This window comes from Streptomyces sp. D2-8 (assembly GCF_023184515.1).
In the GTDB taxonomy this organism is placed as follows: Bacteria; Actinomycetota; Actinomycetes; order Streptomycetales; family Streptomycetaceae; genus Streptomyces.
In genome coordinates this window covers 560,514-582,416 of the sequence record NZ_JAAHBP010000003.1, presented here as the reverse complement: position 1 = coordinate 582,416, position 21,903 = coordinate 560,514, and the positions used below count along the sequence as shown (strand labels likewise).

The window sequence follows — 21,903 nt, the reverse complement described above, 5'->3', positions numbered from 1 at the left end:
CCCCAGGCCGCCTCGCCACCGCGGCCCCGCCATCGGCGAAGCGCCCCGGTCGCGCGTTGAGAGACACATTTTCGGCCACTGCGGTTGCGGTGGACCAGCCCTCGGTGGGCGGCAGTCCCGTGGGGCGGGTCACGGCGGGGGCCGGCGATCAGCCGTCGGCGTCGTCCGCGTCCGGCCCGGGGACACCGATCACCAGCAACGTCACGTCGTCGTCATAGGCGGCCGTGTCCGCGATGAGGGTCCTGATCAGCCGGTCCGCCGCCCGGTCGAGGGTGCCCGGGTCGTCGACGGGAGCACCCTTCAGCGCGACGTCGACGGTGTGGATCAGGACATCGATCTGGGCCTCGATGTCGGTGCCGGGCCTTTCGACCAGCCCGTCGGTGTAGAGCACGAGGGCGCTGCCCGGCGGCAGCGGTCTGGTGGCCTCCTCGAACGGCATCCGGTGTCCGGCGTCGTTGACGCCCAACGGCACACCGACCGGCACCCCCAGCCGGCCGGCGGGCCCGTCGGGCGGCAGGACGATGACGGGCAGGTGCCCCGCCGAGCACAGGGTGACCTCGTGCCTGCCCTGGTCCAGGATCAGGTAGAGGCAGGTGACCATCTGATCCGGCAGGTCGCCGACGAACGTGTCGAGGGCGGTCATGAGCCCGCTGGGCGTGGCACCCGTGCGGGCCAGGGCGTGGGAGGCGGCGCGCAACTGCCCCATGACGGCCGCGGCCTCCAGGCCCCGGCCCATCACGTCGCCGACGAGGACTCCGGTGCGGCGCTCGTCGAGCGGAATGACGTCGAACCAGTCGCCTCCGACTCCGGGGTCCTGGACGGACGCCAGGTACCGGTAGGCGCTGGGCAGGTACGCCAGGTGGGGCGGCTCCCCCATGAGGCTGTGCTGCAAGGTGAGGGCGATCCGCCGCTGCTGCTCGTAGCGCTCGGCGCGTTCGGCCTCCAGCCGTCTGCGCTCGGTGATGTCCCGGACGGTCAGGACCACCAGGGTCTCCTGTTCGGACCGCAGACTGCTGACGCTCACCTCGACGGGGAACTCGGAACCGTCGCCGCGCAGCCCGTACAGGCCCCTGTCCACCACCGTCGGCTTCGGATCACGCCGGCGGAGATAGGCATCGAGGAGTGCGCCGTGCCGCCGGCGCCGAGCGGCGGGCACCAGGCAGACCACCTCGGTGCCGACGAGGTCGCCCGGCGCACGGCCGAAGAGGTGTTTCACCTGAGGGTTGGCCATGACGACGGTGCCGTCGCCGTCCGTGATCAGGGTGGCGTCGGGAGCGGACTCCAGCAGCGCGAGGAACCGCCGGTGGGACCGTTGGACCTCGCGCTGGGCCGCGACGCGCTCGGTGATGTCGGTGACCACGCCGCACACGGCGTAGGGCCTACCGGAGGCGTCGTTGAGGGGGAAGAGGCTGGAGAGGAACTCCCGCGGGCCTCCCGGCAGGGCGAGCCGTTCCTCTCGCTGCACGGGCTTGCCCTCCGCCAGCATCGCGAGGTCGGCGGCCCGCGCCTGACGCGCGAGGTCGGACGGCATGGCCTCCAGGTCCCGGCGCCCCAGGACCTGGTCCCGGGTGAGGTTCAAGCTCCGCTCGAACGTCGTGTTGACCGCCAGGAAGCGGCCGTGCAGGTCCTTGATGAACACCACCGCGGGCGTGTGGTCCATGAAGTCCTGCAGCAGTTCGTTCTGGCGCACCCGCCACTCGAGACGGGCGTGCGCCACCTCGACACGACGGCCCACGGCCAGGGTCGCGAAGATCGCCGTCGTGAACACGGCCACGAGACCGCAGACGAGCAGCGCGATGCCCAGCCGCGCCCCGAACACCCCCGCGCCCTCACCCGCCAGGACCGCCCATCCCAGCAGCGGCGGCACGATCACGACGGTGACGAACAGCCATCGCCCCAGCGCCCCGGTCGTTCCCGCGTTCGACAGCAGCCCCGCGGGACCCTCGCGCGGACGGGCCAGGAAGAGGGCCGTGCCCAGCAGCACCAGAGCCAGCGCGGTGGGCACGGACATGCCGGTGTAGGCGCCGAAGCGCTCCAGCTCGGGCACCGCGTAGGCGGCCCCGTACAGCCGCAGCATGCCGAGCGCTCCGACGGCCAGGCCCGGGATCTGACTCACCCAGGCCGGGATCCGGGACACACCGGCGCACAGGGAGGCCGCCCCCGCGAGCAGCAGCGCCACGGCCGTGTTCGGCGCCATCCGGCCCGGCGTCCCCGCATCGCCGGTGTCGTCCTGGAAGAGCAGCTCGTCGATCCCCAGACTTGCCCCGGTCAGGTCCTCCGCGAGGGTGAGCACGCCGACCAGGGCGGCCAGGGCCGCCGCCGCGCGGGCCGCTGCGAGCGTCCGCGGGCGGACCTGACCACGGGTGGTCACGAACAAGGAGAGGCCGAGCGCTACGAGGGCCACGGCGGTGTTGGCCTTCATGGACACCACGGCACCGGGCCCGCTCGTCAGCGCATCGGACTCGAAGATCCATCCGGCCAGGCCCACCAGGCCCAGCAGAGCCGCTGCCAGGGCCGCGATCCCGGCCACCGCGCGCGCGGCACCGAGAACGGGTGCGTGGAACGGCAGACCGTCGGCCTGCTCCGGGCGGTGTGCGCCAGGCAGCCCCGGCGTCTGCTGCTCCCTCGTCACCGCATTCTCATCCCTGCCGGGCGACTGCCAACTAGCATCAATCATCCTAAGTAGTAGGAAAGGGTATAGCGGTGGCGGGCAGTGGGCCCTGCGGGACGACGACGCCTCGGGCCGACGGGAGCCGGTGGCTCCCGCCGGGCGGGTGCGTCAGGCCGCTACCCTGACCGCCGAGCCCGCGCAGCAGATGTGCGCACGCGGCGCCGCGCTCACCGCGGTGCCCTCACCCGGGCCCCGGAGCACCACCCGCCGAATGGCGGGCAGCTTCCGCCGCCCGGCGGCGTCCGCGGACAGTGTCCCGGGACCGACCATGGCTGCACGAGCCGCCGCGACCTCGCGTGAGGAGACGCCATGACGCACGTTCCGCCCCCGTTCGACCCCGAACTCGCCGCCGCCCTGGAGCTGATCAAGGACATGATCAGTCCGGGGCTCACGCCGGACGAGATCGCCGAGGTGCGCCAGGGCCCGGGCATCCAACTGCTGGCCGAGCTGGACCTGACGATGGGCGGGGCGTTCGAGGTGGAGGACCGGCAGGTGCCCGGGCCGCAGGGCGAGCCGGACATCTCCCTGCTGATCTGCCGCCCGGCCGGGCCGGAGACCGCCGGGCCGCGCCCCGTGATCTACCACGTGCACGGCGGCGGCATGATCATCGGGAACAACCGGGTCGGGGTGGACGTCCCGCTGGCGTGGGCGCAGGCGCTGGACGCGGTCGTGGTGTCCGTGGAGTACCGGCTGGCACCGGAGCATCCGCATCCCGCGCCGGTCGAGGACGTCTACGCCGGGCTGTTGTGGACGGCGGATCACGCCGCCGGACTCGGTGCCGACCCCGAGCGGATCGTCATCGCGGGCGCGAGCGCCGGGGGTGGGCTGTGCGCGGCTCTGGCCCTGCTCACCCGCGACCGCAAGGGGCCGCAGCCGATCGGGCAGGTGCTGATGTGCCCGATGCTCGACGACCGCAACGACACGCCCTCGAGCTACCAGATGGCGGGTCTCGGGGTGTGGGACCGCACCTCCAACGAGACCGGCTGGACCGCGCTGCTGGGCTCGCGCCGCGGCGGCCCCGACGTACCGGCGTACGCGGCGCCGGCCCGGGCCGAGGATCTGACGGGGTTGCCTCCGGCCTTCCTCGACGTCGGCTCGGCGGAGACCTTCCGCGATGAGGTCGTCGCCTATGCGTCGCGAATCTGGCAGGCCGGCGGGGTGGCCGAGCTGCATGTGTGGCCGGGCGGCTTCCATGGTTTCGACGGGTTCGCACCGCAGGCGGCGCTGTCGCAGGCGGCTCGGGGCGCGCAGGTGGCTTGGCTGCGGAGACTGCTGGGGGTGTGAGGCGCTGAGGGCGGCGGGCCCCGGTGAAACCGTCGGACGCCGACGGCCCGCAGAACCGGCCGCATACCGCACCATGGGCCTATGAAAGAGCTGGCCGGGCGGCTGACCGCCCTCGATCCGGATGCCGGTGCGGCGGTCCGGGTCATCGCCTACTTCGACCGCCTGGCCGAGTCCAGGGCCGGGGTGGAGGCGCTCGTGCGCGGCGCCGCGGTCCTGGCCGGCTGCCCGGCCGGGCTGATGGATCCTGGGCGGCGCGTGCACGTCCGGGTGGAGGCCGACGGCACCCGGCGTGACACCGAAGCCGCACCGGACCCGGCCTGGCCCTGCGCGCGATTGAGCCCGGACAGTGCGGCGGTGCTGTGGCTGGAGCGGGGAGGGGGCGCCGCCGAGCCCAGCGGCCCCGCGGCGCAAGGGCTCGACGCGCGGTACGCCCAGGCCGCCGCGCCCCACAAGGACGACGCGCGGCACGCGGCGGTCGCCCCCAGCGTCGTCGACGCCGTGATCCTGGAACGGGCGGCCGGTGCCGTACGGCTCGTTCTCGACCGCACCCGTGGCCGGGCCCCGGCCGACGATCCGGCCCTGGTCGAGACCCTCCTCGATGCCACCGCCCCCGAACCGGCCCGCCTGCACGCCGCCCGCCGCCTCGGCCTGGACCCGGCTGCCCCGGCCCGGGCTCTCGCCCCGCTGAACGGCCGGCCACGGGTGATATCCGCCGGCACGGAGGCCGTCCCCGACGCAGGCCGAGCGGCCGCGGAAGCCACCGCCCGGCCGTGGGCCGGCCTCACGAGCCCGGCAGCCGCTCCACGCTCCGCCGCCGTGCGCGGCACGGCGAACACCGCCAAGACCGCTGCCACAGCTGAGCAGCCCCGCCCCGAGGCAGCACCTGCCCGGCCCAACCGCGCGGGCGGCGCGACGCCCTCACGCACCGACGACCCCGCACACCCGGCGCCTGCCCGGGTCGCGCGTCCCCGCGACGGCGCAGAGGCGCTCGCTCCCGAAGCCCAACCCGCACACCCCACCACCGCCCACACCACGCCCAGCCCCCGCGACGACGCAGGCACACTCCTTCCCGAAGCTCAACCCGCACACCCGGCCACACCACACCCCCGCGCCAACGCAGGAACGCCCACCCCCGATACTCAACCCGCCACCGCTGTGCAGGCCACGCCCCGTCCCCGGACCGGCTCCGCGGCCGCCGGCCCGGCCGCAACCGTCACCGGCCTCCAGCCCCCTCCCCCGGACCCCCGTCTCCCCGCCGGGCGCCTCGGTGTCGGACCCGCCGTCCCCGTGCTCGAGCTGCCCCGCTCCTGGGCCGAGGCCTGTACCGCGCTGCGGTTCACCGCCGAGGGGACCCCGCAGGACCCCGGGCCCCGGGTCGTGTACGCCGACGAGCTGGGCGGTATCGCCCTGCTCGCCGATCTCGTCGCGCCGGGCTCCGAGCCGCCACCCGACGTCCGTGCTCTGGAGACGGCTGCGGCGACCACCCCCTGGTTGCCGGCCACCCTGCACGCGGTCGCGTCCACGACGAGCCTGCGGGCGGCCGCCGCCGGGATCAACGTCCACCACTCCACGCTCCAGGACCGCCTGGCCCACGCCGAGCACCTCCTCGGCTGGCCGATACGCACCCCGCAGGGCCGGCTCCGGCTGCAACTGGCCCTCACGATGCGCCAACTGGCCCGGCCCTGAACGTCAGCCGGCGAAAACCGCGCCCCACCGGCGCCGCCGCCCGCGAAACCATCCGCCGGCGTGATCCGGATCGCGTCGGTGGCACGCCCCTGTGCTCTCCCCCTGCGGCAGACTGTCCGAGCGCCCTCCGTACACGATTCAGGAGCTTGAGGCATGAGCGTGCAGCGGTATCCCCTGGCCGGGGTCACGGTGGTCAGTCTGGAGCAGGCCGTGGCCGCGCCCTACGCCACCCGGCAGCTCGCCGACCTCGGTGCCCGGGTGATCAAGGTGGAGCGGCCGGGCGGCGGCGACTTCGCCCGCCGGTACGACACGACCGTGCACGGTCATTCCAGCTACTTCGTCTGGCTCAACCGCTCCAAGGAATCCCTCACGCTGGACCTGAAGGACCCCCGCGGCCACGAGATCCTGCACGACCTCCTCGACGGCGCCGACGTCTTCGTGCAGAACCTCGCCCCGGGCGCCGCCGCCCGGCTCGGTCTGGACGCCGCCACCGTCACCGGCCGCCGCCCGAACCTGATCCCCTGCACGATATCCGGCTGGGGCACCACCGGCCCCTGGGCCGACCGCAAGGCCTACGACCTGCTCGTGCAGTGCCAGACCGGGCTGGTGTCACTGACCGGAACCCCCGAGGGGACCGCCCGGACCGGGATCTCCGTCGCCGACATCGCCGCCGGGATGTACGCCTACAGCGGCATCCTCACCGCCCTGTACACCCGCGCCACCACCGGCGAGGCCCACCCCGTGGAGGTGTCGCTGTTCGAGGCGCTCGCGGAGTGGATGGGCCAGCCCGCCTACTACACCCGGCACGGCGGCGCCCAGCCCCCGCGTCTGGGCACCCAGCACGCGACCATCGCGCCGTACGGGACGTACACCGCCGCCGACGGCAAGGAGGTGCTGTTCTCCATCCAGAACGAGCGGGAATGGGTGGCCCTGTGCGCCGAGTTCCTCGGCCGTCCGGAGCTGGTCGACGATCCGCGCTTCGCCACCGGCTCCGACCGTGTCGCCCACCGCGAGGAGCTCAACACCGTCGTCGCCGAGCGTTTCGCCCGCTCCGGCTCCGACGAGATCCTCAAGGACCTGGAGCGCGTCGGCATCGCCTGCGCCGGGGTCAACGACGTCGCCGCCTTCCTCGACCACCCCGTGCTCGCCGCCCGTGGCCGCTGGAGCGAGGTCGAGGTGCCGGGCGCGACCGTGGAGGCCCTGCTGCCGCCCGCCGACCTCGCGGGCCTGCCCGCGCGCATGGACCCCGTGCCGGCGGTGGGTGAGCACACCGAGTCGATCCTCACCGAACTGGGCCGCACCGCCGAGGAGGTGGCGGCCCTGCGCGCGGACGGCGTCGTCTGAGGCGGTTCCTCCCCCGGTTGCCTAGCGGGACTCCGCGCCCGGCCGTGCCGCCGCCTCGGTCTCCTGCTTCTTCGACGCCCGCAGGCTCGTGCACGTCGTCACCGCCAGGACCAGCACGATGAAGCCCAGCGAGAACGGGATGCCGATCTCGGGGACCTGGACGCCCGACTCGTGCAGGGCGTGCAGCACCAGCTTCACGCCGATGAAGCCGAGGATGATCGACAGGCCGTAGGAGAGGTGGACCAGCTTCTTCAGCAGGCCGCCGATGAGGAAGTACAGCTGGCGCAGGCCCATCAGGGCGAAGGCGTTCGCGGTGAACACGATGTACGGGTCCTGCGTCAGGCCGTAGATGGCCGGGATGGAGTCGAGGGCGAACAGCACATCGGTGGAGCCGATCGCGAGCATCACGACCAGCATCGGGGTCATGATCCGCTTGCCGTTCTCGGTGATGAACAGCTTCGTGCCGTGATAGCGGTCGGCCACGCCGAAGCGCTGCTCCGCGATCTTCAGCAGCTTGTTCTCCTGGTACTCCTCGTCGTGGTCCTGGGTGCGGGCGTCCTGGACCAGCTTCCAGGCGGTCCAGATCAGGAACGCGCCGAAGAGGTAGAAGACCCAGGAGAAGGCGGAGATGATCGCCGCGCCGGCCGCGATGAACACGGCCCGCAGCACCAGGGCCATCAGGACGCCGACCATCAGCACCCGCTGCTGGTACTGCGACGGCACCGCGAACTTCCCCATGATCAGGACGAAGACGAAGAGGTTGTCGACGCTGAGCGACTTCTCGGTGATGTACCCGGCGAAGAACTCGCCCGTGGGGCCGCTCCCACCGAAGTACCACAGCCCCAGCCCGAACAGCACGGCCAGGGCGATCCACACCACCGTCCACGTCCCGGCTTCTCCGACGGACACGTCGTGCGGCTTGCGGCCGACGAAGAAGTCGACGGCGACGAGCACGCACAGGGCTGCCACGGTCAGCAGCCACACGGACAGCGAGACGTTCACTTGTTACTCCTGGTGCAGGTGTGGGGAGGGACATCGTTGTCCGATGGGGCTGATTTCCGCCATACCCGCCAGGTGAACAATGGGTCAAAGCTGCACGTGCAGCGCCTCCAGGACGTCCTGGTCCGTCAGTTGATCGAAGTTCTCGTACCAGAGGCCCACGGCCATGAACGCGGCGGGGCAGTGCAGACAGATCACCTCGTCCGCCTCGGCGCGCATCAGCTCGGCCCCCTCCGGGGAGCACACGGGCGCGGCCAGCAGGACCTTCTCGGGCGCCTGACGGCGTACGAAACGCAGCGCGGCGCGGGCCGTGGAACCGGTCGCCAGGCCGTCGTCGACGACGATCACGGTCCGTCCGCGCAGGTCCGGGGCGGGGCGGCCCTGCCGGTACAGCCGCTCGCGGCGCCGCAGTTCGGCGCGTTCCCGCTCGATGACGGGGGCGAGGGCGGCCTCGCCGACACCGAGGTGGCGCAGGGCGTCCTCGTCGAGGAGCGGCACCTCGTCCCCGGCCATCGCGCCGACGCCGAGCTCCTCCTGGTAGGGCGCCCCGATCTTCCGTACGACGAGCACGTCGAGCGGCGCGTCCAGGGCAGCGGCGACCTCGCGCGCCACGGCGACACCGCCGCGGGGCAGGGCGAGGACAAGCGGATCGGGCAGGGCCCCCTCGCGCTGCCGCGCGCGCAGTGTTCCGGCCAGTTCCTCACCGGCCTGCCGACGATCGCGGAACCGCATGACGGTCACCTCTGCTTCCCGCACGGAGAGGACCCCCGGCCTGTCCGGCTCCCGCGTACCCCGGCGCCCGCCGGACGATGCACGCCTCCCGGATCCGGCCATCAGCGGCCGGTGCCGTTCTTGTGGTTCCCGCGCCGTGATGGACATCCCATGGCGCGATCTGTGGGAGGCGTGTCGTTGACGCCATGGCGCGGGACGGTGGAGCGTGAGGGGCGTGACCGATCGCCGTATCGTCTTCGTCGTCTTCGAGGGTTTCCAGCCGCTCGATCTGACCGGACCGCACGAGGTGTTCCACAGCGCGGGCGCGTACGCCTGTGAGGTCGTGGCGACCCGGGCGGGGCCGGTCCGGTCGGTGAGCGGGCTGGTCATGCATGCCGCCCACGGAGTGACCGACCTCGACCCGGCCGGGACGGACACCCTCGTGGTGGTCGGCGGCCAGGGCGTCGACCGGGCCCGGGAGGACGAGGCACTCGTCGCCTGGATCGCCGCCGCCGGGGCCGGTGCCCGGCGTGTGGCCTCGGTGTGCAGCGGGGTGTTCCTACTGGCGGCCGCGGGGCTGCTGGACGGGCGGCGGGTCACCACGCACTGGGCCCGTGAGGAGCAGCTGGCCCGGGAGCATCCCGAGGTGCGGGTGGACTGCGACCCGATCTTCGTCCGGGACGGGCGGGTGTGGACGTCGGCCGGAGTGACGGCCGGGATGGATCTGGCGCTCGCCCTGGTGGAGGACGACCTGGGCCGGGACGTCGCGCACGAGGTGGCCCGCCGGCTGGTGCTGTTCCTGCGCCGCCCGGGCGGTCAGTCGCAGTTCAGCGTGGCGCTGTGGTCGCGGCAGCCGTCGACGGACCCGGTGCGGGCCGCCGTCACCGCGATCCACTCCGACCCGGGCGCCCGGCACGACATCGCCGGCCTCGCCGCACACGCCGGGCTGAGCCCGCGTCACCTGCAGCGCCGCTTCACCGCCGAACTCGGCGCGCCGCCGGCGGCGTATGTCGAGCGGGTGCGCGTCGAGGCGGCCCAGCGCGCGCTCACGGACGGGGACGAACCGGTCGAGGCCATCGCGCGCCGCTACGGCTTCGCCACCGCCGAGACCCTGCGCCGCACGTTCCACCGCCGGCTCGGTGTCGCGCCGTCGGACTACCGCGCCAGGTTCCGCTCCGCCACGGGGCCCCTGGCCGATCCCGCAGAGGAAGGAAGAAGCGCATGACGACCTACGGTCTGCTGGTCTTCGAGGACGCCGAGGAGCTCGACTTCGTGGGGCCCTGGGAGGTCTTCACCGTCTCCGCCCGGCTCCGGGACAGCGCCGACACGGCCGTGCTCGTCGCCGAGCACCCCGGGCCCGTGCGCTGCAACAAGGGCCTGCGCGTCCTGCCCGACCACACCCTCGACGACCATCCGCCGCTGGACGTGCTGCACGTACCGGGCGGGCTGGGCGCGCGTGAGGCCCAGGTGCACAACCCGGTGGTGACCGACTGGATCGGCAGGACCGCGGAGCGGGCCGCGTGGGTGCACGGCGTGTGCACCGGCACGTTCCTGCTGCACGCCGCCGGACCCGCCCGGGGGCGCCGGGTGGCCACGCACTGGAGCCAGGAGGACACCTTGGAGGCGCGGGGGGACGTGACCGTGGTCCGGGACGCCCGCTATGTGGTCGACGGCCACCTGGTCACCAGCCAGGGCGTGTCGGCCGGGATCGACAGTGCGTTGTGGCTGGTCGGGCGCTTGCACGGCCGGGAGCACGCGCGGGCGGTACGCCGATACATCCAGTACGACCCGGCGCCGCCGTACCTCGCGGACGAGCCCGTCTGATCCACGCGCCGGTGCCGGGCCGCATGAGCGGGCGAGCCTCGGGCAGGCGAGGTAGATGGGCGGTGACACGGGCGACGGCGGGCAAGGGCGGCAGCCGGGCGAGTGCGGGCACCGGGCGGTGCCGCATCCCGGCGACATCCGGATCGAGGCGTGGGCGGCGTGCAGAGAGCATTGTCTGGCGGAGGCCGTCCTGGCGATGGTGGAGTGTTTCGCGGACGTCTCCGGGGTGCGGCCCACCGCCGTGGACCGGGTGCGGCTGCCCGAGGCCAGCGACGACGACCTGCTCGCCTCGCTGCTGGACGAGATCATCTTCCGGCTGGAGGAGTACGGGCAGGTGCCCGTGGACGTCGAGGCGGACGAGGCCGACGGCGGCCTGGACGTGCGGCTGGCGGTCACCGGCATCACGGACGTGGAGATCACGGGCTCGGTTCCGACGGCGGTGGCGTGGAACGAGCTGCGGATCGGGCCGGACCCGTACGGGTGGTCGTGTGCGGTGACGGTCGACGCCTGACCCCGGCGGTGCGAGTGCGCCTACCGTGGAGGGGTGGGCGGCGACGTCGTGACGCTGTTCCTGTGCGGTGACGTGATGCTCGGGCGCGGTGTCGACCAGATCCTCGCGCATCCCGGCGATCCGGCACTGCGCGAGGCGTACGTCGAGGACGCCCGGTCCTACGTCCGGATGGCGGAGTCGGTGCACGGACCGGTGCCCGTGCCCGTGGACGCGTCATGGCCCTGGGGTGAGGCGCTGCGGGTGCTGGACGAGGCCGCCCCGGATGCCCGGATCGTGAATCTGGAGACGTCGGTGACGCGCGACGGCACGTTCGCGCCCGGCAAGGAGGTCCACTACCGGATGCACCCGGCGAACCTGCCGGCCCTGACCGTGGCCCGGCCCGACGTGAGCGTCCTCGCCAACAACCACGTCCTGGACTTCGGCCGCCCGGGCCTGCTGGAGACCCTGGACGCGCTGGCCCGGGCGGGCCTGCCGACGGCGGGTGCGGGGCGCGACGCCGACGAGGCGTACGCACCCGCGGCGATCCCGCTCCCCGGCGGCCGCCGGCTGCGGGTGTTCGCCCTCGGGGCGCGCTCCAGCGGTGTCCCGTCCGGCTGGGCGGCGACGGCGGACCGGCCGGGTGTGGCGTACGTGCCCGACTACTCGCCGGGCGCGGCCGAGGCCGTGCTGCGGCGGCTGGGACGGGACGGTGGCCTCACCGTCGTGTCCGTGCACTGGGGCTCGAACTGGGGGTATCGCGTCCCCCGGGAGCAGGTCCGCTTCGCGCACGCCCTGATCGACGGTGGCGCCGATGTCGTCCACGGACACTCCTCGCACCATCCCCGCCCGCTGGAGGTGTACCGGGACCGGCTGATCCTGTACGGCTGCGGCGACTTCGTCGACGACTACGAGGGCATCTCCGGATACGAGGAGTACCGCGCCGACCTGCGGCTCGCCTTCCTCGTCTCGGTCGACGCGGAGAGCGGACGGCTGGCGGGCCTGCGCATGGTGCCGTTCCAGGCTCGGCGGATGCGGCTGGAGCCCGCGTCCGGCCAGGACCGTGCCTGGCTGCGCGCCGTGCTGGACCGGATCAGCGGTGGGGTGGGGGTGCGGCAGGCGGCCGACGGTTCGCTGGTCGTTCCGGCGCCGGCCGCGTGACGTGTCGGGACGGGGGAGGTCAGCCCACCCAGGCCACCAGCCGTTCGCGGTTCCCCGGCTCCCGCAGCCGGGCGAGCGACTCCTTCTCGAGCCGTCGGACCCGCTCCCAGCTCAGTCCGACCCGCCGCGCGACTTCGTCAGGGTGCGGGTGTGACCGTCGTGCGGCCCGTAGCGCAGGCTGAGGATCATGGCCTCGCGGCGCGAGTGTCGTCCACCGGCGTGTCCAGGCTGACGGCGTCCCGCCCGACGTGGCGGGGGAACCGGTCCCGAACCGTGTGCCGCTGGACCCTCGGGGGTACCCCGGGGCACATGACCGGCATCGAACTCAGCAGCAACGCGTTCAACGACCACTCCTTCATCGCGCGCCGGTACTCGTACGAGGGACCGAACGTCTCTCCGCCGCTGACCTGGAGCGGTGTACCGGACGACGCGGCCGAACTGGTCCTGCTGTGCGAGGATCCCGACGCCCCGTCGGGCACCTTCGCGCACTGGGTCGTGGTCGGCATCGACCCGCACAGCGACGGCGTCGAGGCGGGGCAGAGCCCACCGGGCGGCACGGAGCTCATCAACGGCTACGGCCAGCACGGCTGGGGCGGCCCGCATCCCCCGCCGGGGGACGACGCCCACCACTACTTCTTCCGGCTCTACGCCCTGTCCGAACCGTGTGTCCTGCCCGACGCGCCGCGCGCGGACCAGGTGCACGAGGAGGTCGAGAAACGCCGCCTCGCGGACGGGACGCTGGTGGGGCTGTACCAGCGCTGAGACTCCAGCGCTGAGACTCCACCCCGGGTCGCCTCACCACAACAGTTGGTTGTGGCGCGGCTGCCCGCTGGTTGTTTGATCGGCCCGCCGGCTTCTCGCTTGGATGACTCCCTGACAACACCGGGTTGTCCACGAGTGCGGGGAGTGCGCCGGGATGGCGGGCAGACGGTCGCTGGGGCGGCGGTTCGGGTGGCTGTGGGGCGCGTACGCGGTCAGCACGGCCGGCACCTGGCTCGCGTTCGACGCGTTCGCCCTGATCGCGGTCCTGGCGCTGGACGCCGGGCCGGCGCAGGTGTCGCTGCTGGCCGCGGTGGGACCGGCGGTCGGCGCGGCGGTGTCGGTGCCCCTCGGGCCGTGGGTGGAGATCCGCCGCAAACGGCCGGTGATGACGGCGACGGACCTGGTCCGGTGCGCGGTGCTGCTGAGCATCCCCGTGGCGTACGCCCTCGGCGGGCTGAGCTTCGGCCAGTTGCTGCTGGTGTCGGTGGCGGTCGCGGCGGCCGACATCACCTTCAACGCGGCGGCCGGGGCGTTCCTGAAGGACCTGGTGCCGCGGCAGGACCTGCTCGTGGCGAGCGGGCGGTTCGAGGCGACGACGTGGACCGCCAGCATGGTCGGTCCGCCGCTGGGCGGGGCCGCGATCGGCCTGTTCGGTCCGGTGACGACGGTGGCGGCCGACGCGGTGAGCTATCTGCTCTCGGCGATCGGCATCCGGGCGATCGGCGACGCCGAGAAGCCCCCGCCACGACCGGAACCCGCGGCGACCCGGGCCGGGGATCTGCTGGAGGGCTGGCGCCGCATCCTGGCCGATCCGGCACTGCGCCCGCTGTTCTTCAACACGCTCCTGGTGAACTCCCTGATCATGGCCGCGTCCCCGCCGCTCCTGATCCTGATGGTCGACGACCTGCACTTCGCGCCCTGGCAGTACGCCCTCGCCTTCGCGGTGCCCTGCACCGGCGGCCTGCTCGGCTCCCGTCTGGCCCCACGCCTCGTCGCACGCCACGGCCGGCACCGGGTCCTGCTCACCGCGGGGGTGCTCCGGGCCTGCTGGCCGATCGGCCTGGTCTTCACCGGCCCCGGCGCGTCCGGCCTGGCCCTGGTCATGGTGGTCGAGTTCGGCCTGATCACCTGCTGCGGCGTGTTCAACCCGGTCCTCGCCACACTCCGTCTCGACCGCACCCCCACGGGCCGGGTCACCCGCACCCTGTCCGCCTGGTCGGCCACCGGCAAGGCCACCACCGCGGCGACCACCGCCCTCTGGGGCGTCCTGGCCGCCCGGACGGACCCTCGCACGGCCATCGCACTGGCCGGTGCGCTGCTCCTCGTCTCGCCGCTGCTGCTTCCCCGCCGGGATCACACGGCTGGCGCAGGCCCTGAACGGGCTTCCGTGGCAGCGGAGCCGGACGGCGGCTGACGCCCTCGCCCGCCCACTCGCCCGGTCCGGGACGGAAGCGGAGCCGCTCCCGCCCCGGACCGGCCTGGAGCGGCTCAGACCGCCCCGGGCACGTCCTCCGTGACCCCGTTCAACTCCGAGGCCGGGTCCGTGCCGTAGGGGCGGGTGAGGATCTCCAGGCCGTGGCCCGCCGGGTCGAGGAAGTAGACGCCCCGGCCGCCGTCGTTGCGGTTGATGCGGCGGGGGTGGTTGCCGTGCGGGTCGGCCTGGATCGGGATGCGGGCCTCGACGAGACGGGCCAGGGCCGCGTCGAACTCGTCCTCGGAGACGAGGAACGCGTAGTGCTGCATGGGGATGTCGGCGTCGATGGTGAGGAAGTCCAGCGTGACGCCGTTGGCGGTCGTCACCGGAAGGAACACCCCGGTCGGTGCCCCGACCTCCAGTCCCAGGATCTCCGCGAGGAAGTGCGCGGACTTCTCCCGGTCTCGGGACAGGACGATGGTGTGATTGAACTCGACTGACACGGTTGAATGCCTCCACGGGCATCTCCGCGGCGCCTCCATGCCTCACCCGACCGGTGACCGGCACGCGATGCCGCGCAGTGGATCGTAGACAGGGGGCATGGGGGGCGTCGAGCGGTTTTCGGCCGTGTTCGAGGGCCGCCGGACGGGCTCTCCCACCTCCGCGGGCCCATACGGTCCTGACAATTGTCAGGACCGTGTGGCCGAGGCCGTCCCTACAGTTCTGATGTCGGCAAGGTGCCCGTCCCGGTGCACTGCCGAGGCCGGAACAGGACCACTTCCGACCACACCATGCTCGCCTTCGTCCTTCGGGGGACAGACACATGAAGCGACTGATCAGCCGTACCGCCATGGGCCTCGCGGTGACCGCGCTCGCCGTCGGCGGCCTCGCCACCACCGCCCAGGCGGCCCCGGCCGCCGCGGCCAACAGCGGCGACCCGACCCTCACCGACGTCTACATCTGGGCCACCGACGTCAACCTGCGCCAGCAGCCGACCACCGAGTCCCCGCGGCTCGCGGTCCGTTCGCAGTGGTGGGGGGACGCCCTGTGCCAGAAGCAGGGCCAGACCGTGCACGACCCGGCCGTCGGCACCAACAACTGGTGGACCGCCGTCATGGAGTTCTCGGGCAGCGACATCGCCTGGGTGAACAACCTGTACATCCGGGGCGGCGAGAAGATCGCCGGGGTTCCGGACTGCTGACGCACCGTTCCCTCCACACGCCTGCGGCGGGCCACCGATCTCCCGGTGGCCCGGAGCCCTGACATTCGTCAGGACCGCCCGCCCCGCCCGGGCTCCTATCGTGACGACGCGGGCCAAGGCCCCGCCGGACAACCGGGCGATCCAGGAAAGGCAACCATGCGCATGCTCCTGCGCGGCGCGGCCGCACTCGCGGCCGTCGTCACGGTCGCGTCACTCACGAGCGGCGCGGCGGCACACCCCCGGGCGGGCAAGCCCGCCGGGACCGTCCAGACCTCCGAAGCCGCCCAGATCCCGCCCGGCGTCATCGCCGGCGTGGCAGTCTTCGACCGCCAGGCAGGCACGTTCACCGAACAGGTCGACGAGAGCGCGCAGTTCCGGTCCGCCTCGGTCGTCAAGCTCCTGCTGGCGCTGGACTTCCTGTGGGACCGCGGGCCCGACTACACCATCCCCCCGGCCGACCGCGCCCGGCTGGAGCCGATGCTGCGCGGCAGCGACGACGACGCCGCGAACCACTACTGGTCGACGTACGGCGGCTCGGCGATCATCAAGCGGATGATCGCCCGGCCCTCGCTCGGTCTGCGCGACACTGCGCCGCCGCCCGCCGAGTACGCGGGCTTCTGGGGCTACACAGCGCTCTCGGCCCGGGACACGGTGGCGATCTACCGGTACATCCTGGAGAAGGCGCCCGCGCCCGTCCGTGACTTCATCATGGGCAACCTGCGCCGCTCCACTCGCTGCTCCGCCACCGACCGCTTCGACCAGCACTTCGGCATCGCCGGGTCGTTCGACCGGCCCTGGGCGGTGAAGCAGGGCTGGGCCGGGAAGTACGCGAAGGGCACGTGCGGCACTCAGAGCGCGTCCTCGGGAGCGCCGGCGGAGTCGGCCGCCCCGGCTCCCCATGCCGCCGCGGCCGTGGATCTCACCCGCCCCGCCCTGCACACCACCGGCACGGTCGGCGCGGACGACCGGGCGATCGTGGCCGTGCTGACGCTGCACCCGGTCGGCACGTCGTACGGAAAGGCGTACACCGATGTCGGCCGGCTGACCCGTTCACTGAACGTGCCGGGCGCGAAGCGGCCCGCCGGGACCTGGTTCGGCACCTGGGGCGAGTTCGTGAACGTCCGCACGGGCCCGGCCACGGGCGACGACCGGGTGACGCGACTCCCCGCCGGGGTCGAGGTCCTGGTGGGCTGCCAGACCCGCGGCGAGGAGGTCACCGTGCCGCCCTACACCAACGAGTGGTGGGCCTTTCTGCCCCAGTACGGGGGCTACATCTCCAACATCTACATCAGCTCGCCGGACAACCGGCTGCCGAACGTCCGGGAGTGCGGCCTGCCGCGGCCGTGACGGGAACGGGGGACGAGCGGTGGGCGGGGCCTCGGCCCCGCCCACCGCTCGCGTGCGTGCCGCTCAGCGTTCGTACTCGGCGAGGTAGCGCATCACCTTGTCCACGTGCGGCCGGACCCGCTCGGGTACGCCGCGCTCCTCGATGACCGTGCGGTCACTGGTGCGGTAGCCGGCCGCGACGAGCGCGGGCAGGTCCTTCTTCGGCAGCCCGGCCTGCTTGAAGCGCTGGTCGAGCCAGCACACGTACAGGCTCATGGTGGAGATCGCGTCCGGCGGCGACATGTGGTCCTTGTCGCCGTCACCGTCCCCGTCCACCGCCCAGGCCCGGAACACCGACGGCGTCCACATGGCGATGCCGTACTCCTCGCTCTCCGGGCGGGAGGCCTTCGCGTCGAAGTTGCTCTCCGCTTTGATCAGCGCGGCGAGCAGGGCGGGGGTGATCTCCTCGTCGGTGCAGCGGTGGGCCGCGCGGGCGATGACGGGGCGCAGCGCCTCGGGTACGTCGGAGTTCTCGGGGATCTCACCGGCCGGCGGGCTGGGCGTACCGGTGACGGCGGGGGTGGGGGCGTCGCCGTCGCGGTCGTCGTCCCGGGTGCCGACGCCTCCGCCGAGCAGGGCCGCCCCGGCGACGGCGGCGGCGGTCAGGACGACGATCCCGGCCGCGGCAGCGGGCACCAGGCGTCTTCGGCGGCGGGGCGGGCCGCCGGTGATGGCCTCGACCCGGGCGGCGATGCCGTGGGCCGTGTGCGGGAGGCGGGCGGCGTGGTCCGGGGCGAGGCAGTCGGCGATCAGCCGGCGCATGTCCTCGTCGAGGCCGGCGTCGAGCCGCAAGGGCGCGGTGCCGCGTGCGTAGGTCTGGGCGGCGAGCGAGCGGGCCCGGGCCGTCGCGCCCGGGAAGGGGTGGAGTCCGCCGGTGTGCACCTGGTGGGCGAGGACGCCGAAGGCCCAGATGTCGGCGGTGGGCCGGACGACGGCGCCCTGGGTGCCGGTGCGCTGGGACCACCACTCGGGCGGCAGGTGGTCGAGGGTGCCGAGGGGCGGCAAGTGGGCGTGGGTGCCGTCGAGTTCGGCGGCCAGGCCGAAGTCCGCCAGCCACACCTGACCGCCCGGGCCCAGCAGGACGTTGGCGGGTTTGAGGTCGCCGTGCACCCACCCGGCGTCGTGCATGTGGGCGAGTCCGGCGGCGACTCCGCGCAGGACACGGTCGGCGTCCGCGATCGGCCCGCCCCTCGCGGCGGCGTCCAGTACGTCCTTCAGGCTGGCCTCGGCCCGGTCCATGACCAGCGCGAACGCGCCGTCCAGGGAGGGCAGTTCCGGTGCCTCGACGGTGCACACCGCGTGGGTGCGGACGAGGTGGGGGTGGTCGGCCTCCGCGCTGAACCGGATCTCGCGCGCCACGAGTTCACCGAGCGCCGCGCGCTGCCCGGGCCCGAGGGCACCGGTCGGGAGCACCTTCACCGCGACGAGCGTGCCGTCGGCGACCGCACGGGCTTCGTACACGGTCCCCCAGCCGCCGGAGCCGATGACCGCGCCCACCTCCCAGCCCTCGATGCGGAAGCCCTCCGGGAGGCCGGGCGGGCGGGGCGCCTCCAGCTCGTCGTCCCGTTCCCCGGGCGTCGTCATGCGCCGGCCTCCTGCGGGTCGGTGAGGCGGCCGGCACCGCGGGGCGGCAGCAGGCCGAGGTGTTCCTCGCGGACCAGGCCGAAGCGCAGGGCGACGGAGGCGAGCCGGGTGCGCTTGGCGCCGGTGCGGCCGCCGTCGGCCGCGGTCGTGGCCTCCTCGCCGACGTCCAGGCGCAGTTTGGCGAAGGCGAGGTAGTCGATGTGGTAGTTGACCGCGGAGCGCGTCAGATCCCGGCAGGACTCCAGCGGCCGCAGCCGCTCCACGATCTGCCCGACGCCGGGCAGTGCCGAGTCGGAGGGGTCGCGCAGCCGGGGTTCGCACAGAGCCACCAGGACGAGGAAGTACTTCGACGTCTGGTCCAGGGCGAAGGGGTGGACGGTCTGTTCGCCGCCGCCCGGCACGGACTGCTCGCCGAGATAGGCGTGCTGCGGTGCGAACACCTTGAACGTGGCGGTGCCGGACAGGGCGGGCAGCACCACGCGGGAGAACTCGAAGGGCACGGGCGCCCCGAGCCGCCCGGGCGCGACGGTGAGGTACTCCCCGGCCCCCTCCAGGTTCTCCACCACATAGGACACGCTGCGGCTGAAGTTGGACAGCCGCCAGTAGTCCCCCGCGGCTTCCAGTTGCCCGGCTCGGCGGGAGATCCCGGGGTCGGTCAGGACGATGCGGACCCCCGCCCCGCCGCGTCCGAAGTCTGCGATGTCCCCCGGCCCCAGGTGGATCAGTTCGGGACTGCCCGTCTCGACCGTCCCCCACTGGACGGTACCGGGCAACTGCACGATGATCGTTTCCACGCGGACTCCCCCGCTGATGTCGCCCCCGATTTGGTCGCGAGGATTGTACGGTCGGCTCCCGCATGCCGCGGAGTCGGCGGGGCCGCCTCAGGAGGCGGTTTCCGGGCGTCGTGCGACGAACACGAACTTCCGGCCCGGCCGGTCGGGTGCGTCGCGCACGTCCTCCACCGCGTAACCCTGCGCGGCGAGTTCCACCTCGATCCCCTGCCGCTCGCGAAAGCACAGCGTCGAGTCCGACCCCAGCGTCTGCCCGTCCGCCGCGAACACACAGGTCCACCGGAACGTCACCAGCGGTCCGCTCACGTCGAGCAGCTCGGCCCAGCACCCGACGGCACCGACGCCGGGCACGTCCGTCACGCCGTACGTGGGCTCGCGGTTCCACTCCTCCGGGTCGACGATCTCCTGGGCGGCGTTGCCGGTCACCGTCGCGAGGTCGGCGGCGAGCGGCGGCAGGCGCGTCGCGTCGCCGTGGATCCACCGCACCCGCTCGCCGCCCGGCTTGCCACGCGCCACGTCCAGGGCCGCCGCGGCGGGATCGACGCCGACGACCTCGATGCCGCGTTCGGCCAGCGCCAGCGCGAACACCCCTGTCCCGCAGCCGATGTCGCGGATGCCGGAAGCACTCGTCAGCCATGCGCCCGAAGGTACTGCGGCCTGATCCAAACGACAGGCCCTAGCCCAGGCAGATGACGAGCAGGCAGAGTTCCTTCGACTTCGAGTCGGAGGGAGGCGTCTCGGGGGAAGTGGTGTCCGCGGGCGGGGATGTCGAGGGGGACGTCGGCTGCTCCGCGTCCGAGCCGGACCCGGCGGCCGGCGGGGTCGTCGGCTCAGTGGCCTTCGACGCGGCCGAACCGGCGTTGCCGGCTGTCGTGCCGGCGGTGTCCGTGACGGTCTTCCGCTGGGGTGCGGTCGTCAGCGGCAGCTCGCGGGGCGTGGCGGCCGAGTCCGTCCGCGTGTCCGCCGGCCCGGTGCGGGGGTCGGCGGCCCGGGACTGCTGGTGGCGCGAGGCGCGGTCGGCCTGCGACGGAGTCGTCGGGGTGGGCGCGGAGCGCGGGGTGTCGTCCTGGCCCGGCGTCGGTTCGGTGTACGTCGGCGCCTCCCCCGCGGCACCGCCCATGGTCGTGTCCTTTGGCGTCGTGGACGCCTGCACGCCGGGCTTCGCGTTCCCGTTCATCGCGGCGACGGTCAGACCGCCTCCGACGAGCGCGACCGCCGTCGCCACCACGGCCCGGCGCTGGTTCTTCTTCCAGCGGGCCATCTGGCGGCGCCGGGCGGCCCGCCCCGGCGGCCGGGCTTCGTAGCCCTCGGCCGTGTCGGTGCCGGTGCCCGAGTCCGTGTCCGCGTCCGCGTCCGCGTCCGGGGCGTCGTAGTCGTCGGTCGAGCCGGCACCGGGGCGCTCCTGCCTGCGCGCCGGAGTCTCGTCCCACACGGTCCCGTCGTGCCAGGCGCCGAGGGCGGCCGGGTACTCCCAGGCTGCCGGCTTGCCCGGGGCCATGGCGGGCGCGGGGGCCGGGTCGCTGCGGCCGGCGACGGCGCAGGGGTCGATGTCCGGGGCGTAGGCGCCGCACCCCGGGCAGACCAAGGCGCCGTTGAGGTGCCGACGGCACGAGGAGCAGTAGTCCATGTGTGGTTTCCCGATCTGGCTGTTCCGGCGGCTCGCCGGCCGCGCCCTGGTCACGTTCGCACGTGGGATCGAGCCGTAACGCTAACGAGACTTTGAAAGGGCGGCGTGCAGCCCGTGTGACACCCCTGCACAGATCCTCTGGATCTCGCGTGTGCCATAAGTGACTCGTGAGTAAAGCGGTCGAAGCCTGGGGACACTCGGCCATCCGCGGCCACGGAACCCGGCCGCCGATCACACTCGCCCTCAACTCCCCCGTTTTTCCAGCGAACTGACGCACAACCCTTTGAGTACCCCGCGGGTCACACCATGCAGGAGCAACCACCTCGAAGAGTTGCAAGGGGGAAATATGCGATTCACCCGTTCCGTCCTGGCCGTATCCGCCGTGGCGGCACTGTCCGTGGGGACCATGACCGCCCTGGCGTCGCCGGCCTCGGCCGCGCCCAACACCACCCCGCAGAAGGTCTGCGGAAGTGCGTACAAGACGGTCAACTCGGCGACCGTCGGCTCGCTGGGGACCGTCTACCTGACCTACAACGCCTCCAACGGCCAGAACTGCGTCGCGACCATCCGCAACAATCCGGGCAAGGCCGTGAACATGTCCGCCTGGATCTACGTCCCGGACACCGAGGAGAGCCACTACGACGAGGGCCTCTTCACGTCGTACGCCGGTCCGACCTACGTCTACGGCAAGGGCCACTGCGTGGACTGGGGCGGCAGCATCGCCAACACGTACGTGCAGGTGTACGGCTCCAACTGCGGCTCCCTGAAGGAGCACCGGGTCACCTTCACCCGCTGACCCCCTCCAGCCGGGCCACCACTTCCCCCCGCCCCGCGGTCGGGGGGAAGTGGTGGCCCGGCCTCCGTAGCGCCGTCCCACCGGAGCCTGCGACGTGACCGCCACCGAGTGATGCGGCATCAAGCCAAAGTCCCGTCGGCCGTCTTCCGGGATTGTCACCTCGCCCATATCCTCG

Annotated in this window: 20 protein-coding genes and 2 pseudogenes; 13 read left to right on the top strand and 9 right to left on the bottom strand. The window is 73.2% G+C overall.

Annotation, left to right across the window (positions count from 1 at the left end; all coding sequences use genetic code 11):
- Positions 1 to 148 precede the first annotated feature (148 nt).
- Entirely contained in the window at positions 149 to 2,632 is a 2,484-nt protein-coding gene (locus G3I77_RS08990; protein ID WP_248502089.1) for a SpoIIE family protein phosphatase, read from the bottom strand.
- Between the two features lie 348 nt (positions 2,633 to 2,980).
- On the opposite strand from G3I77_RS08990, the gene G3I77_RS08985 reads away from it, so the two are divergent.
- The 4 genes and pseudogenes from G3I77_RS08985 to G3I77_RS08975 all read left to right on the top strand — a co-directional run bounded on the left by G3I77_RS08985 (position 2,981) and on the right by G3I77_RS08975 (position 6,985).
- Entirely contained in the window at positions 2,981 to 3,955 is a 975-nt protein-coding gene (locus G3I77_RS08985) for an alpha/beta hydrolase (RefSeq protein ID WP_248502088.1), read from the top strand.
- A gap of 81 nt (positions 3,956 to 4,036) precedes the next feature.
- A pseudogene (locus G3I77_RS41135) lies at positions 4,037 to 4,663 on the top strand (hypothetical protein); the annotation flags it as partial.
- On the top strand, positions 4,658 to 5,641 hold the full coding sequence (locus G3I77_RS41130) for a helix-turn-helix domain-containing protein (RefSeq protein ID WP_374385382.1): 984 nt from the start codon (positions 4,658 to 4,660) through the stop codon (positions 5,639 to 5,641). The pseudogene G3I77_RS41135 and the gene G3I77_RS41130, both read left to right, overlap by 6 nt.
- A 153-nt stretch (positions 5,642 to 5,794) precedes the next feature.
- Positions 5,795 to 6,985 (top strand): CaiB/BaiF CoA-transferase family protein, encoded by a 1,191-nt coding sequence (locus tag G3I77_RS08975; RefSeq protein WP_248502086.1) that lies wholly within the window; start codon positions 5,795 to 5,797, stop codon positions 6,983 to 6,985.
- A 21-nt stretch (positions 6,986 to 7,006) separates the two neighbouring features.
- Here G3I77_RS08975 and G3I77_RS08970 read toward each other — a convergent pair whose 3' ends face one another.
- Both G3I77_RS08970 and G3I77_RS08965 read right to left on the bottom strand, forming a co-directional pair.
- The gene (locus tag G3I77_RS08970; protein ID WP_248502085.1) at positions 7,007 to 7,987 is read right to left on the bottom strand and encodes a TerC family protein; all 981 of its coding nucleotides are present in this window, start codon (positions 7,985 to 7,987) and stop codon (positions 7,007 to 7,009) included.
- Positions 7,988 to 8,071: 84 nt separating this feature from the next.
- On the bottom strand, positions 8,072 to 8,716 hold the full coding sequence (locus G3I77_RS08965; RefSeq protein ID WP_248502084.1) for a phosphoribosyltransferase: 645 nt from the start codon (positions 8,714 to 8,716) through the stop codon (positions 8,072 to 8,074).
- Between the two features lie 214 nt (positions 8,717 to 8,930).
- Between G3I77_RS08965 and G3I77_RS08960 the strand changes: the two genes are divergently transcribed.
- Genes G3I77_RS08960 through G3I77_RS08945 form a run of 4 tightly spaced genes read left to right on the top strand, consistent with a single transcriptional unit; the run spans position 8,931 to position 12,167 of the window.
- The gene (locus G3I77_RS08960; protein ID WP_248502083.1) at positions 8,931 to 9,920 is read left to right on the top strand and encodes a GlxA family transcriptional regulator; all 990 of its coding nucleotides are present in this window, start codon (positions 8,931 to 8,933) and stop codon (positions 9,918 to 9,920) included.
- Positions 9,917 to 10,519: a DJ-1/PfpI family protein gene (locus G3I77_RS08955; RefSeq protein WP_248502082.1), complete on the top strand. Its 603-nt coding sequence runs from the start codon at positions 9,917 to 9,919 to the stop codon at positions 10,517 to 10,519. The genes G3I77_RS08960 and G3I77_RS08955 overlap by 4 nt, the downstream gene beginning before the upstream one ends.
- 55 nt (positions 10,520 to 10,574) lie before the next feature.
- Positions 10,575 to 11,030, top strand: coding sequence for an archease (locus G3I77_RS08950; protein WP_248502081.1), 456 nt, complete (start codon positions 10,575 to 10,577; stop codon positions 11,028 to 11,030).
- Between the two features lie 33 nt (positions 11,031 to 11,063).
- Complete coding sequence (locus G3I77_RS08945) at positions 11,064 to 12,167, top strand: CapA family protein (RefSeq protein ID WP_248502080.1); 1,104 nt, start codon at positions 11,064 to 11,066, stop codon at positions 12,165 to 12,167.
- 19 nt (positions 12,168 to 12,186) lie between these two features.
- Here the strand turns inward: G3I77_RS08945 and G3I77_RS08940 are convergent.
- A pseudogene (locus G3I77_RS08940) lies at positions 12,187 to 12,421 on the bottom strand (sigma factor-like helix-turn-helix DNA-binding protein); the annotation flags it as partial.
- A 55-nt stretch (positions 12,422 to 12,476) separates the two neighbouring features.
- Here G3I77_RS08940 and G3I77_RS08935 point away from each other — a divergent pair.
- Together G3I77_RS08935 and G3I77_RS08930 are read left to right on the top strand one after the other, a co-directional pair.
- Positions 12,477 to 12,929: a YbhB/YbcL family Raf kinase inhibitor-like protein gene (locus G3I77_RS08935; protein ID WP_248502079.1), complete on the top strand. Its 453-nt coding sequence runs from the start codon at positions 12,477 to 12,479 to the stop codon at positions 12,927 to 12,929.
- A 154-nt stretch (positions 12,930 to 13,083) separates the two neighbouring features.
- Positions 13,084 to 14,343 carry an MFS transporter gene (locus tag G3I77_RS08930; protein WP_248502078.1) on the top strand — a complete coding sequence of 420 codons (1,260 nt, stop codon included), beginning with the start codon at positions 13,084 to 13,086 and terminating at the stop codon, positions 14,341 to 14,343.
- Positions 14,344 to 14,417: 74 nt separating this feature from the next.
- On the opposite strand, the gene G3I77_RS08925 is transcribed toward G3I77_RS08930, so the two are convergent.
- Positions 14,418 to 14,846, bottom strand: a complete 429-nt coding sequence (locus G3I77_RS08925; protein WP_248502077.1) for a VOC family protein — start codon at positions 14,844 to 14,846, stop codon at positions 14,418 to 14,420.
- A 320-nt stretch (positions 14,847 to 15,166) separates the two neighbouring features.
- Here G3I77_RS08925 and G3I77_RS08920 point away from each other — a divergent pair, with 320 nt between their 5' ends.
- Both G3I77_RS08920 and G3I77_RS08915 read left to right on the top strand, forming a co-directional pair.
- A complete protein-coding gene (locus tag G3I77_RS08920; protein WP_248502076.1) occupies positions 15,167 to 15,544 on the top strand; it encodes a peptidase M23 in 378 nt (125 codons plus the stop codon).
- A 156-nt stretch (positions 15,545 to 15,700) separates the two neighbouring features.
- Complete coding sequence (locus tag G3I77_RS08915) at positions 15,701 to 16,891, top strand: hypothetical protein (RefSeq protein ID WP_248502075.1); 1,191 nt, start codon at positions 15,701 to 15,703, stop codon at positions 16,889 to 16,891.
- Positions 16,892 to 16,954: 63 nt separating this feature from the next.
- On the opposite strand, the gene G3I77_RS08910 is transcribed toward G3I77_RS08915, so the two are convergent.
- From G3I77_RS08910 to G3I77_RS08895, 4 genes are all read right to left on the bottom strand, one after another.
- Positions 16,955 to 18,514, bottom strand: a complete 1,560-nt coding sequence (locus tag G3I77_RS08910; RefSeq protein ID WP_248502074.1) for a serine/threonine-protein kinase — start codon at positions 18,512 to 18,514, stop codon at positions 16,955 to 16,957.
- The gene (locus tag G3I77_RS08905; protein WP_248502073.1) at positions 18,511 to 19,308 is read right to left on the bottom strand and encodes a serine/threonine protein kinase; all 798 of its coding nucleotides are present in this window, start codon (positions 19,306 to 19,308) and stop codon (positions 18,511 to 18,513) included. Before G3I77_RS08905 ends, G3I77_RS08910 begins: the two co-directional genes overlap by 4 nt.
- A gap of 87 nt (positions 19,309 to 19,395) precedes the next feature.
- Complete coding sequence (locus G3I77_RS08900) at positions 19,396 to 19,971, bottom strand: class I SAM-dependent methyltransferase (RefSeq protein WP_248502072.1); 576 nt, start codon at positions 19,969 to 19,971, stop codon at positions 19,396 to 19,398.
- Between the two features lie 10 nt (positions 19,972 to 19,981).
- Positions 19,982 to 20,932 (bottom strand): hypothetical protein, encoded by a 951-nt coding sequence (locus G3I77_RS08895; RefSeq protein ID WP_248502071.1) that lies wholly within the window; start codon positions 20,930 to 20,932, stop codon positions 19,982 to 19,984.
- 346 nt (positions 20,933 to 21,278) lie between these two features.
- On the opposite strand from G3I77_RS08895, the gene G3I77_RS08890 reads away from it, so the two are divergent.
- The gene (locus G3I77_RS08890) at positions 21,279 to 21,728 is read left to right on the top strand and encodes a spore-associated protein (RefSeq protein WP_248502070.1); all 450 of its coding nucleotides are present in this window, start codon (positions 21,279 to 21,281) and stop codon (positions 21,726 to 21,728) included.
- Positions 21,729 to 21,903 lie beyond the last annotated feature (175 nt).

Coding starts and splice junctions, on each gene's coding strand:
- G3I77_RS08985 (WP_248502088.1), top strand. CDS start 2,981: ATGACGCACGTTCCGCCCCCGTTCGACCCCGAACTCGCCGCCGCCCTG.
- G3I77_RS08975 (WP_248502086.1), top strand. CDS start 5,795: ATGAGCGTGCAGCGGTATCCCCTGGCCGGGGTCACGGTGGTCAGTCTG.
- G3I77_RS08965 (WP_248502084.1), bottom strand. CDS start 8,716: ATGCGGTTCCGCGATCGTCGGCAGGCCGGTGAGGAACTGGCCGGAACA.
- G3I77_RS08955 (WP_248502082.1), top strand. CDS start 9,917: ATGACGACCTACGGTCTGCTGGTCTTCGAGGACGCCGAGGAGCTCGAC.
- G3I77_RS08950 (WP_248502081.1), top strand. CDS start 10,575: ATGGGCGGTGACACGGGCGACGGCGGGCAAGGGCGGCAGCCGGGCGAG.
- G3I77_RS08935 (WP_248502079.1), top strand. CDS start 12,477: ATGACCGGCATCGAACTCAGCAGCAACGCGTTCAACGACCACTCCTTC.
- G3I77_RS08930 (WP_248502078.1), top strand. CDS start 13,084: ATGGCGGGCAGACGGTCGCTGGGGCGGCGGTTCGGGTGGCTGTGGGGC.
- G3I77_RS08920 (WP_248502076.1), top strand. CDS start 15,167: ATGAAGCGACTGATCAGCCGTACCGCCATGGGCCTCGCGGTGACCGCG.
- G3I77_RS08915 (WP_248502075.1), top strand. CDS start 15,701: ATGCGCATGCTCCTGCGCGGCGCGGCCGCACTCGCGGCCGTCGTCACG.
- G3I77_RS08910 (WP_248502074.1), bottom strand. CDS start 18,514: ATGACGACGCCCGGGGAACGGGACGACGAGCTGGAGGCGCCCCGCCCG.
- G3I77_RS08895 (WP_248502071.1), bottom strand. CDS start 20,932: ATGGACTACTGCTCCTCGTGCCGTCGGCACCTCAACGGCGCCTTGGTC.
- G3I77_RS08890 (WP_248502070.1), top strand. CDS start 21,279: ATGCGATTCACCCGTTCCGTCCTGGCCGTATCCGCCGTGGCGGCACTG.